Here is a 12,125-nt window from a genome sequence, read left to right as displayed (position 1 = left end):
TATAACTGCTAATCAACTTACTAAAATACAGTTCAGTCGAATAGGAGGTTATATCATCATGGCTGCAACTAGTAGAGCTGTAGCACGAGGTGCAGTAGTAGATCAAGAAGCTGCTTTATTTCCTATGGGGAATATGTGGCTTGCTATCGCTGCTATCTTTGCTTTTTACATTTGTGTGCGTCTTTATGAAGGATGGGCTGGTTGGGAATTTGGACTAGATTCATTTGATCCAGCATTTGATAAATATTGGATGAACTTGCTCTATGCTGAGCTTACCATTGAAGCGATCGGTACTGGTGCGTTAATCACCTATATGTGGAAGACTCGTGAGCGTGATCCAGATAGCGTTCATCCTCGTGAAGAATTACGTCGTTACTGCTCCCTATTTTGTTGGTGGGCAATTTATGGTGTTGGTTTGTTTTGGGGTGCTAGCTTCTTCACTGAGCAAGATGGTGCTTGGCATCAAACCGTTATTCGTGATACTGATTTCACTCCAAGTCATATCCTTGAATTCTACATGAGCTATCCTATCTATGTTATGTTTGGTTTAGGATCTTATGCTTATGCAGTAACTCGTATTCCTTATTTCAACCTTTCCAAAGGTTGGTCCGTATCTTATTTAATGCTTATTCTTGGTCCTTTCATGATTTTTCCAAATGTAGGACTAAATGAGTGGGGTCATACCTTCTGGTTTATGGAAGAACTCTTTGTAGCGCCATTACACTGGGGATTTGTATTCTTTGCTTGGTTTATTCTTGCCATGTTTGGTGTAGTTACGCAAGTACTACCACGTGTTCGTGAGCTTATTGGTAGAGAACTTTCACAAAGTGAAGAGTATGCTCGCTAAGATACGAAAATAATAAGTCATTAAGTTAAGGACTTAATTTATAGCGGTCGCAGTCTTGCTAAATTGATTTTAAGATCGCGACCGCTTTTCGTTAAAAATGAAATTTAATTTATAGGAGAGTTTAAAAATGGCAACAGGAAGAGTAGGAACTGGAGTAGGATCTGCAGTATACTCGCCAGAGGAAGCTGCTAAAGTCTCCAGAACCATGGATTTTTTGTGGTTAGGTGCTTTCTTTTTTATCTTTCTGGCTTCATTTCACGTACATTATATGCTTTTAGCCGGAGACTGGGATTTCTGGCTTGACTGGAAAGATCGCCGCTTCTGGGTAACTATCGCTCCAATTGTAGCAGTTTGCTATCCTGCCGCTATGCAGGCTTTTATGTGGGAGAAATTCCGTCTTCCTTTCGGTGCTACTTTTGTAACCTTAGGGTTAATAGCAGCTGAATGGATTAATCGCTATTTTAATTTCCATTTATTCACTTATTTCCCAGTTCACTTTGTGCAACCTACCGTATTACTGCCAATGGCTCTAATTTTAGATGCTGCATTAGCACTTACTAAAAGTTTTGCCCTAGCAGCAGTAGTTGGTGGAATGAGTTATGGACTACTAATGTACCCAGCTAATTGGCCTATTATTGGGCAGTTCCATGAGCCTGTTGATGTAAACGGACTGGTCATGTCTGTAGCAGACGTTATGGGCTTCCATTATGTTCGTACTGGTAATCCTGAGTATATCCGTATGGTTGAAAAAGGTACGCTAAGATCTTTTGGTGAAGACGTAGTCCCTGTATCTGCTTTCTTCTCCGGATTTGTGTCTATCTGTATGTATTTTGGCTGGTATATGGCGGGTCGTTGGTTCAGCAGAAGCTATTATACTGATAGTATCTAAGTCAAAGCTTAAAAGGACAACATAATCAAAAGCTAACTAGGAGAGTAGCGAATATGAAAGGTACAGATGTAATAAATCAAACGAAAAAATGGCTACTAATGGGTACTGCTGCAGCGATGTTAGCAGGATCTTTTTATGTACCAATTGCAGCGGCTCATGGTGAAAGATCCCAAGCTGCATTCCTCCGGATGCGGACAATCCACTGGTATGATTTAAAATGGTCTAAAGATACAGTTGAAATAGGTCAAAACTATACGCTTTCTGGAAAGTTTCACACTTTTAGCGAGTGGCCAGAAGCGGTCGATTTACCTAGAGTGTCTTTTTTAAATATTGGTCAGCCTGGACCTGTTTTTATTCGGACTGGATCTTATATTAACGATATCTTTGTTCCTCGTTCTGTAGGTCTTGAATTAGGCGGAGATTATAGTTTTCTAGTAGAGCTAAAAGCTCGCCGCGTTGGTAACTGGCATGTTCATGCCATGATGAATATCCAAGGTGGTGGTCCTCTTATTGGTCCTGGAAAATGGGTTACAATAACTGGTAACGAAGCTAATTTCAAAGATGAAATTACAACTCTTACTGGAAGAACTCTAGATCTAGAAGATACTGGGATGAGTAAAGTTATTGGCTGGCATGGGTTCTGGTATCTTATTGGTATTGGTTGGATTTTCTATTGGGCACGTCGTCCGCTCTTTTTAGTACGCCATATGAAGATGGAAGATGGAGTACCTGACAATGAGCTTTTTACCGCTACAGATACCAAAGCTGCAACCGCGCTCTTAGTAGGTACGCTTGTTGTAATCATGTATGGATTCCAGTCTACAGAGTCTGAGTTTCCAATCACTATTCCGTTGCAATCTGGATTACTCCAGGATATTAAGCCATTACCTCCTCGTTATGGTAAGGATCCAATCACTGCAAAAATTACGACTGCAGGCTATCGTGTACCTGGAAGAACGATTAAGTTTAAAGTAGAAGTTACCAATCATACAGATAAAGTAATGTCAATTGGTGAGTTTGACACAGGGGGAGTACGCTTCTTAAACCCTAATGTAATTGTAGATGATACTGGTTATCCAGAAGAATTGCTTGCTCCAGAAGGTTTAGAAGTTAGCCAACAAGATATTGCCCCTGGTGAAACAGTAATTGTTGAAGTTGTAGGCACCGATGCTGCTTGGGAAGTACAACGACTTTCTGATGTTATTTATGACCCAGACAGCCGGTTTGGTGGTCTGTTATTTTTTGTAGATCCAGAGGGAAGAAAAATCCCAGTCGAAGTTGGTTCACCATTGATCCCAAGCTTCGCTTAATTAGTAATAGAAGACATTTTGTAGATAAATTAAATAATTATTAATTGTATTTACAGAAGGTTTTCTTAAGGCGAGCCAGCTTCTAAATGATAATGTTAGAAGACTGGCTCGCTTATTTATTTAACAGTGGACATATTGCGCTAATAAATAAAGACTAAAAAGGAGGTTATTCGGTGAAGAAGATACTTTTTAGCTATTTTGCAGCATTAATCTTATTAGGTCATACACCTGCATTTGCTCATGGTGGCGGTGGTATGGATACAGATAGATGCGCTATGCTTATTGATGATTTTAAGGTACATTTCTCAGCTTACGAGCCGGAAACTGTTGGTAATGAGCCAATGTGCCATGAATTACCTATGACAGGTAATGCAGTATTGGTTTTTGATTTAGAAGGAGAAGAATTACGGCAACATAAAATTGCTGTTCAATTACTTGATCCGGAAGGTAAAGTTGTTGCAGAAAGATCTGCAGAGAAATATCCCCGTGGGGTAATAAATCTTTTTCCCACTTTAGAAACAGGAATTTATAAGGTTAGAGTAACGTTGCATGATGGTGATCATCAGCATGATCATGAAATGGAGCTCCATGTGGGAAAAGGGTTACATACCAAGGCTTGGATTATCTCTGGGATATTTTGTGCTATTTTTATCGGCTCTATCTTTTGGTATGAAGAGCGGAAGAGAAAAATGATGCCTGTTACATAAAAAACTAGTATAGTTATTTTCTTGTGAAGAATTTTCTTCTACTGCCGCCGATACATGCGTTATTCTTAACGCTCCTAGTAGCCTGCCAGCCATCCTCCGAGGATTCTAAAACTATAAAGTATGATCTGGCAGGTATATGGGAATCTACTTTTGAAATAAAGGGTAGTAGCAATCAAATAATAAAAAATAGAATTTTACTCACCTTATCAGAAGATTCCTATCAATATTCATGGTATAAAAAGTTAGTAGCAGAAGATGATTCTTCTGTTATTTACGACTGGATAGAAGTATCTCGAGAAAATGGTAGATCTTCTATGACAGAAGGTTATATGCAGTGGACAGCAGATATTTATGGCCATAGAAGATATAATAAAAATAGCGGTACATGGACACAATTAAGAATGCATCCTAGCAGTAATGATCATGCGATATTTTCTTCTTTAGAAGGCAATAAACTTACCTTGAAGGAAGATTATAATATGGACGGAGATTATAATGGTTTTTTTGATAAGCCAGAAACTTTAATATTTCTTAAAAAAGAATAAGAAGTGTTATAAGGGATTTAATAAAGGACGCAGTTATGGATGTAAATGACTCTCATAGACGACCAGGAAATTATAATATAGGGGTAATCATTGTATCGATTTTTCTTGCTATTGTCTCCAGTGCATCTTTGATGAATTATTTTTTTATGCTTATTGGTATGCAAAAATCTTCTGCTATAGAGCAGCAAGGTATGGTAGATCATATTCTATGGCAAGATATTAGCTTAACATTTGTAGTAAATGCTTTTATTTTTATTGCTGCTATGCTGCTATATTTACATCGTAAAAAGTCATTATACTTTTTCTTAGCTGCGTTGGTGGCTACATTGATAAAAATTAGCTTTACTGCAATTCATGAAGGATCCATCGCAAAGGTTTTTAGCTCAACAGATATAGGTGGGTTAGTTGTTTCGGCTGTACTAATTTTAGTATGTATATATGTTTGGCAACTATCCCGATCAAATACTCTGAAATAGAAGAACCTTAATTAGGTTTGAAGTAACTCCATAAGTGCTAATCCTGGATTTTCAGCTACCATAAAAAATTCACCAATAAGAAAAGCATCTACTCCAACTTGGTTTAATTTCTCAATATCATTACGAGAATAAATACCACTCTCAGAAACAACTAAGCAATGATCTGGGATCATAGGTTTTAGGTTAATCGTAGTTACTAGCTTAGTTTCAAAATTAACCAGATTACGATTATTAATACCTATCATTTTAGGATTTAGCTCTAGTGCACGTTCAAGTTCTTCATGGTTATGTACTTCAACAAGCACATCCATACCTAGGTGTTCAGCAAGCTGACTTAACTCTTTCATAAGTGCATCTCCTAAAGCAGCCACTATTAGTAAGATACAATCGGCACCTATTACTCTAGATTCATATACTTGATAGGGATCTATAATAAAGTCTTTCCTTAAGATAGGAAGTTGACAAGCCTCTCGAGCGAGGCAAAGGTATTCTTCACTTCCTTGAAAAAAATCATGATCGGTTAATACCGATAAACAAGTAGCACCCCATTTTTCATAGCTTTGAGCAATAAGATTAGGAGAGAAATTACTTCGTAATACTCCTTTGCTTGGTGATGCTTTTTTAATTTCTGCAATAATTGCTGTTTGATTAGTATCTAATTTTTGCTTTATTGCTGCTTTAAATCCTCGAGCTGAAGGTACATGTTCTATTTTTCGGCTTAATTCTCTCATAGAGATTTTTTCAGCACGCTCTGTTATCTCTTCCGCTTTTCGCCATAAGATTTTTTTTAGAATATTTGGTGTATGACTACTCATTTAGACTACCTAGGATAAATATCATTAGTATATTTAATAAAATCATCAAATTTTTTTTGAGCTTTACCCGATGAGATTATTTGTAACGCTTTTTCAATACCTTCTTTTAAGGAAGAAGCTAAATTAGCTGCGTAAATGGCTGCTCCTGCATTTAAAGCTACAATATCACGGGCTGTACTGGGTTGGTTAGCTAATACCGATTTTATAATAGCTACACTTTCTTGTGTATTCTGAACAGTTAGTTTGTCAATAGAGGCTCTCTTGAAACTAAACTGCTCTGGGGTAATAGTGTAATTTCTAATAGTATTATTTTTCAATTCAGTAACATAGGTAGGAGCACTTATACTAATTTCATCTAATCCATCTTCAGCGTGTACTATTAGTATATGGTGACTTCCTAACCGTTTTAGTACCTGGGTAAAAATATCAAGCCATTTTTTATTAAAAACGCCAATCACCTGATTGGGTGGATTTGCTGGATTTATAAGTGGTCCGATGAGGTTAAATAAAGTACGAATACCTATTTCTTTTCTTACTGCTGCACAATGTTTCATTGCACTATGATAGAGAGGGGCAAATATAAATCCAATCCCAGTTCTTTGTATATAAGAGATAACCTCATTTGGGGAAAGATCAATTCTAACACCCATTGCTTCAAGAACATCGGCGCTTCCGCATTTGCTAGAGGAAGAGCGATTACCATGCTTTATTACTTGAGCACCTGCTGCTGCTACTACGAAAATACCTGCCGTTGAGATATTAAAAGTATTAGCATGATCTCCACCTGTACCACAAGTATCTATGAGATAGGGACTATTAATCTGAATAGGTATAGAAAATCTACGGATTGCAGTAACAGCACCCGCTATTTCTTCAATAGTTTCTCCCTTCATATGAAGGCCAGTAAGTAGGGCGCTTATCTGTGCTTGAGTTGCCTGTCCTGACATGATGAAATTCATAGCAGATATCATTTCTTCATAAGACAGATGATTTCCTGAGGCAATCTTCTTAAGTGCACTTTGTATATCCATTTTATAAATTTAATTTAGATCGTGCTTTGCTTAAGAAAATTTAAGAGCAAGTCGTGACCATACTGAGTAAGGATTGATTCAGGATGGAATTGCACTCCTTCAATGGGAAGATATTTATGCCTTACTCCCATGATTTCCTCTATATTTCCATTGTTTGTTTGGGTCCAGGCAGTAATTTCTAAACATGAGGGTAAACTAGACTGTTCAATAACTAAGGAATGATACCGGGTTGCTTCAAACGGGTTACTGAGGCCTAAAAACACACCTTTGTCTGCATGATGAATTTGTGAAGTTTTACCATGCATGATTGTTTTTGCATGAATAATATTACCCCCAAAAGCTTGTCCAATACATTGGTGACCTAAACAAACACCAAGAATAGGGATTCTACCAGCAAAATACTGAATAACATTCAAAGAAACGCCTGCTTCATTTGGAGTGCAAGGACCAGGAGAAATAATAATACGAGTGGGAGATATTTGCTCAATATCAGCAGTATTTATCTGATCATTGCGAAAAACTTTTACTTCTTCTCCTAGTTCACCTAAATACTGTACTAGGTTATAAGTAAAAGAATCGTAGTTATCGATCATTAACAACATAGTTATAAGTAGACTACTATACTAAATAGTAACAGATTATATTATAACTAAAGATATATGCTACAAACGTTTTTCTTAATTAGAATTATTTATTTTGAATCAAAAAACCAAAGATACTCAGCAGATAGTTTTTGTTATCCTGATAGGACTTAGTTTCTGTCACTTTCTAAATGACATGATGCAATCCCTATTAGCCGCTATTTACCCGATGCTAAAAGAGAACTATTGCCTCAATTTTAGCCAAATTGGGATGCTTACTATGTCATTTCAGGTAACAGCATCTATCCTTCAGCCTTTAATTGGGTTTTATACAGATAAACGGCCTTTACCCTATATTTTATTTGCTGGAATGAGTGCTACTTTATTGGGATTATTGCTTCTTGCATCTTCTACAAGCTACCTATCTCTCTTAATCGGTGCATCTTGTATTGGCCTTGGATCAGCAGTATTCCATCCAGATGCTTCTCGAGTAGCTCGAATGGCCTCCGGAGGACATCATGGACTAGCCCAATCTCTTTTTCAAGTAGGAGGTAATCTAGGTACAGCGATAGGGCCATTACTGGCTGCTTTCATTGTTTTACCTAGAGGGCAGGATAGTCTGAGTTGGTTCTCTCTGGCTGCACTTTTAGGAATGGCAATTTTATGGAAAATTGGTCATTGGTATAAACATAATTGCACCATAAAACAAAAATACAAAAATACTACTGCCTTTTTAGTATCTCCTAAACAGGTAAAAATAGCACTGTCTGCACTTTGTGTACTCATGTTTTCAAAATTTTTATATACGGTAAGCTTAAGTAGTTACTACACTTTCTATATGATTCATAAATTTCACATCTCAGTGCAGGAGGCGCAAGTATACTTATTTATATTTCTTGCTTCCGTAGCTGTTGGTACTTTAATTGGAGGGCCAATAGGAGATAAATTTGGTCGAAAGTGGGTTATTTGGATATCAATCTTGGGGGTACTCCCATTTACTTTAATCTTGCCCTATGCTAGCCTCTATTGGACTAAAGTATTAACAATATTAATTGGATTAATTATTTCATCAGCTTTCTCTGCTATTGTAGTTTATGGACAAGAACTTGTTCCTCACCGAATAGGAACTATTTCCGGAATATTTTTTGGCTTTGCTTTTGGTATTAGTGGATTAGGCGCAGCAGCTTTGGGTGGATTAGCTGATTTGAAAGGAATTGATTTTGTTTTTCATGTTTGCTCTTATCTTCCCGCACTAGGGTTATTCGCTGGATTTTTACCAGATATTAAGCAACAAGAATTAAGTGAAGATGATGTGGAAGAAATACAAGAAACTATAGGAAATGCTTAGTGCTTATTAGATTGGTTAGCTAATATAGCTGCTTGAAACATAGCTCGCCCCTTATTCATTGTTTCATTCCATTCATACTGTGGAATGGAGTCATAGACAATGCCAGCACCTGCTTGAATGTATAATGTATTGTTTTTAATCACGCCTGTACGAATAGCAATTGCCATATCCATATTGTCTGACCAAGCTAAATACCCTACAGCACCAGCATAAATTCCTCGCTTTGTCGGCTCTAGTTCGTCAATTACTTCCATTGCTCTAATTTTAGGTGCACCTGAGACAGTACCAGCTGGAAAAGTAGCACGTATCACGTCTATAGTAGAGAAATCAGCTTTAATTTTCCCAACCACATTAGAAACAATGTGCATTACATGGGAATAACGCTCAATTGCCATTTTTTCAGTCACTTTGATGCTAGCTACTTCTGCAATCCGTCCTATATCATTTCTTCCTAAATCAATAAGCATTTGGTGCTCGGCAAGCTCTTTGGGATCTGCCATTAATTCTTGCTCTAAAGCAAGATCCTCACTTTCATCTTTTCCTCTTCGCCGAGTTCCGGCGATAGGGCGTACTGAAACTTTACCTTCTTCTGCTCGTACTAGTATTTCTGGAGATGAACCAACTACATAAAATTCATCGAAATTAAAATAATACATGTATGGGGAAGGATTAAGATACCGCAATGATCGATACAAATTTAATGGCGGTGCTGTAAAATTGACTGAAAGTCGCTGAGATAAAACTACTTGCATCATATCTCCATCAATAATATATTGACGAGCTTTTGCGACAGCCTCTTTAAATCTAGCTTCCGTAAATTCAGAAACAAAATCATACTCACTCATAGGAGTGGATATAGAAGAATCCGATTGAGGTAAATAATTATCTGAAAGAGGTTTTTGAAGATAACTCTCTAATGCACTCAAGCGTTGCATCCCTTGTGAATAATTTTCAGGATCAACATATACAATTAAGTAAAGCTGATTACTTAAATTATCAAAAATAACAAGCTCTTCAGAAAGCAGTAAAAAGATATCAGGTGTTTCTAGTGTATTAGATTTATTCCAATAGGCTAATTTAGGCTCAATATATCGAATTGTATCGTAACCAAAATATCCTACTAGCCCACCCGTAAATCTCGGTAATCCACTGATTTCTGGTACTTTGAATCGTTGTTTAAACTTCTCTATCCAAGTAAGGGGATCATGGGTATCGTAGGTCTCTACAATTTTCCGGCTGGTCTCAACCGTAATACTATAATGCTGTACTTTAATTACTGTACGGCAAGGAAGACCAATAAATGAGTATCGACTCCATTTCTCGTTCCCATGCATAGACTCCAATAAGTATGAATAAGGACCTTTAGCTAGTTTAAGATAAATACTTAAAGGCGTATCTAAATCTGCCAATACTTCCCGAACAAGGGGGATATAATTATAACCCTGAGAAACAAGGTGTTTAAAAGAGGAAGCATCCATTATTTTGTAGTGAAATTGGTTAAGCAATCTCTTAGCAGATTTACTAATTAAATTAGCTTAAAATATCTAAGCAGCGTGAAGTAAATTTTGAATTTCAGCTAACGAATCAATCACTGCATCTGGATGGCTATCTCGAATATCTTGCCCATGATTATAGCCATAGCTTAAACAGACGATTTGAAACCCAGCGGCTCTTGCTGCTTTTACATCACTAATGGAATCACCTACCATCATAGAATCCTCTGAAGCAGTATTAAAAAATTGGGCTGCGTGGAGTAGTTGAGCAGGGTGAGGTTTTTTTTGAGGTAGCGTATCACCACTAATTACAATTTCAAAGTAATCTATAATTCCTAAATCTTGAAGCAAAGGATGGGTAAATTGAGCTGCTTTATTAGTAATGCTCCCCAATCGATACCCTTGGGATTTTAACCATATTAGCCCTTTTTTAACTCCAGGATACAAATGACTTCGTTTACTAGTATTTTCCTGATATAAATTAAGAAAAATTGGTGCTGCCTTTTGATATAAAGTGCTATCTGGCTCTCCTTCTAAATCATCTATCAAAGCTCGCTTAATCAGCCGCTCCACACCATTACCTACCCACTGACGCACTTTTTCTTCTCCCCGAGGAGGTAATCCAAGCTGATTTAGCATAGTATCAGTACAATAGGCAAGATCAGGCACACTATCCACTAAGGTGCCATCTATATCCATAACGATCATTGCAGGTTTTTTAAGCATTTCTTAACTCTCTAACTCAAGTGTTACTAATTTATTTAACTTTAGCAAGCTCAGATCGCATTTCATCAATAGTAGTTTTATAATCTTTGCTTTGAAAAATTGCTGATCCTGCTACAAAAGTATCTGCACCTGCCTCTGCAATTTCTCGAATATTATCCACCTTTACTCCCCCATCAATTTCAAGATGAATTGGACGACCACTTTCCTCAATAATTTTTCGTGCCTCTCTAAGTTTATCTAGTGCTGAAGGGATGAAAGATTGTCCTCCGAAACCTGGATTTACAGACATGATTAATATCATATCTACTTTATCCAACACATACTTTAGATGATCTAAGGAGGTAGCAGGATTAAAAACTAGCCCTGCTTTACAACCATGATCATGAATGAGCTGTAGACTTCGGTCGATATGCTCTGATCCTTCAGGATGGAAAGTAATATAATTTGCCCCTGCTTTTGCAAAATCAGGAATAATCCGATCTACAGGCTTAACCATTAAGTGCACATCAATTTCAGCAGTGATTCCATAATCTCTGAGTGCTTTACATACTAAAGGGCCTATCGTTAAATTAGGTACATAATGGTTATCCATCACGTCAAAATGTACGATATCTGCACCTGCTTTGAGTACAGCATGTACATCATCCCCAAGACGAGCAAAATCCGCAGATAATATAGAAGGGGCAATTTTATAATTAAGCATAGTTATTTATATTTTTAATATTTTCTTAGTCAAATTATATTGAAATGCTTTTACTTTACCTGATTCTTTTCAATTTTTCAGCTTAATTTTTTTTAAATTCTTTCATAAGGTTAAAGTTATAGATTCATTAAAAATACTTGTTTTAAGCTTAAATAGGACTATAATAGTCCTAAATTAGGATTGGAAATTTCATATGTTACGTATGAGTAAAATGGCCGATTACAGTATTGTAATTATGACTCACTTAGCAATAGATCCTAGTGAGCAATGCACTACAGCTAATTTAGCCTCCCAAATAGGGATACCACTACCTACGGTAAGTAAAATTTTAAAACAGCTTACTCGAGCACGGTTACTTACTTCTACTCGAGGAGTACAAGGAGGCTACCATTTAGCTAAGCCTCCAGCAGAAATTTCCATCATAGAAATTATTACCATATTTGAAGGACCTATTGGATTGACCAGTTGCATTAACATGCCAGGGAAGTGTAAACAAGAGTCTTATTGTACTACTCGGATTCATTGGAAATACATTAATCGAGCTATTTACGAATCCCTTTCTAAGGTTAAATTATCTGATATGGTTCGGCCAGTAAAAGAACATCCAGCTAACCCTTATTTATTAAGTGATCAACTCAGCATTAATTAGATTTT

Annotated in this window: 14 protein-coding genes; 8 read left to right on the top strand and 6 right to left on the bottom strand. The window is 36.9% G+C overall.

Annotation, left to right across the window (positions count from 1 at the left end; genetic code table 11):
* Window positions 1-58: 58 nt before the first annotated feature.
* From NSCAC_RS06280 to NSCAC_RS06255, 6 genes are all read left to right on the top strand, one after another.
* A complete protein-coding gene (locus NSCAC_RS06280; RefSeq protein WP_197743980.1) occupies window positions 59-847 on the top strand; it encodes a methane monooxygenase/ammonia monooxygenase subunit C in 789 nt (262 codons plus the stop codon).
* Window positions 848-974: 127 nt separating this feature from the next.
* Window positions 975-1,736 (top strand): methane monooxygenase/ammonia monooxygenase subunit A, encoded by a 762-nt coding sequence (locus tag NSCAC_RS06275; RefSeq protein WP_197743979.1) that lies wholly within the window; start codon window positions 975-977, stop codon window positions 1,734-1,736.
* Between the two features lie 53 nt (window positions 1,737-1,789).
* A complete protein-coding gene (locus NSCAC_RS06270) occupies window positions 1,790-3,046 on the top strand; it encodes a methane monooxygenase/ammonia monooxygenase subunit B (protein WP_197743978.1) in 1,257 nt (418 codons plus the stop codon).
* A 173-nt stretch (window positions 3,047-3,219) separates the two neighbouring features.
* Window positions 3,220-3,753: a hypothetical protein gene (locus tag NSCAC_RS06265; RefSeq protein ID WP_197743977.1), complete on the top strand. Its 534-nt coding sequence runs from the start codon at window positions 3,220-3,222 to the stop codon at window positions 3,751-3,753.
* Between the two features lie 23 nt (window positions 3,754-3,776).
* Window positions 3,777-4,298 (top strand): hypothetical protein, encoded by a 522-nt coding sequence (locus NSCAC_RS06260; RefSeq protein WP_197743976.1) that lies wholly within the window; start codon window positions 3,777-3,779, stop codon window positions 4,296-4,298.
* 35 nt (window positions 4,299-4,333) lie between these two features.
* Window positions 4,334-4,774, top strand: a complete 441-nt coding sequence (locus NSCAC_RS06255) for a hypothetical protein (RefSeq protein ID WP_197743975.1) — start codon at window positions 4,334-4,336, stop codon at window positions 4,772-4,774.
* 11 nt (window positions 4,775-4,785) lie between these two features.
* Here NSCAC_RS06255 and trpC read toward each other — a convergent pair whose 3' ends face one another.
* The 3 genes from trpC to NSCAC_RS06240 are packed head-to-tail and all read right to left on the bottom strand — an operon-like array spanning window position 4,786 to window position 7,222.
* Window positions 4,786-5,589 (bottom strand): indole-3-glycerol phosphate synthase TrpC, encoded by an 804-nt coding sequence (gene trpC, locus NSCAC_RS06250; protein ID WP_197743974.1) that lies wholly within the window; start codon window positions 5,587-5,589, stop codon window positions 4,786-4,788.
* A 5-nt stretch (window positions 5,590-5,594) separates the two neighbouring features.
* Complete coding sequence (gene trpD, locus NSCAC_RS06245; protein WP_197743973.1) at window positions 5,595-6,620, bottom strand: anthranilate phosphoribosyltransferase; 1,026 nt, start codon at window positions 6,618-6,620, stop codon at window positions 5,595-5,597.
* A 14-nt stretch (window positions 6,621-6,634) separates the two neighbouring features.
* Complete coding sequence (locus NSCAC_RS06240; RefSeq protein WP_197743972.1) at window positions 6,635-7,222, bottom strand: anthranilate synthase component II; 588 nt, start codon at window positions 7,220-7,222, stop codon at window positions 6,635-6,637.
* A 94-nt stretch (window positions 7,223-7,316) separates the two neighbouring features.
* On the opposite strand from NSCAC_RS06240, the gene NSCAC_RS06235 reads away from it, so the two are divergent.
* A complete protein-coding gene (locus tag NSCAC_RS06235) occupies window positions 7,317-8,549 on the top strand; it encodes an MFS transporter (RefSeq protein WP_232085902.1) in 1,233 nt (410 codons plus the stop codon).
* Here the strand turns inward: NSCAC_RS06235 and trpE are convergent.
* From trpE to rpe, 3 genes are all read right to left on the bottom strand, one after another.
* Complete coding sequence (trpE, locus tag NSCAC_RS06230; RefSeq protein WP_197743971.1) at window positions 8,546-10,027, bottom strand: anthranilate synthase component I; 1,482 nt, start codon at window positions 10,025-10,027, stop codon at window positions 8,546-8,548. The genes NSCAC_RS06235 and trpE overlap by 4 nt on opposite strands.
* Window positions 10,028-10,093: 66 nt before the next feature.
* Window positions 10,094-10,768 carry a phosphoglycolate phosphatase gene (locus NSCAC_RS06225; protein ID WP_197743970.1) on the bottom strand — a complete coding sequence of 225 codons (675 nt, stop codon included), beginning with the start codon at window positions 10,766-10,768 and terminating at the stop codon, window positions 10,094-10,096.
* Between the two features lie 31 nt (window positions 10,769-10,799).
* Window positions 10,800-11,471, bottom strand: coding sequence for a ribulose-phosphate 3-epimerase (gene rpe, locus NSCAC_RS06220; RefSeq protein WP_197743969.1), 672 nt, complete (start codon window positions 11,469-11,471; stop codon window positions 10,800-10,802).
* 193 nt (window positions 11,472-11,664) lie between these two features.
* On the opposite strand from rpe, the gene NSCAC_RS06215 reads away from it, so the two are divergent.
* A complete protein-coding gene (locus tag NSCAC_RS06215; RefSeq protein WP_197743968.1) occupies window positions 11,665-12,120 on the top strand; it encodes an SUF system Fe-S cluster assembly regulator in 456 nt (151 codons plus the stop codon).
* Window positions 12,121-12,125 lie beyond the last annotated feature (5 nt).

The sequence above is a fragment of the Candidatus Nitrosacidococcus tergens genome, assembly GCF_902810445.1.
GTDB lineage: Bacteria > Pseudomonadota > Gammaproteobacteria > Nitrosococcales > Nitrosococcaceae > Nitrosacidococcus > Nitrosacidococcus tergens.
This window is presented reverse-complemented; position numbering and strand designations above follow the sequence as displayed.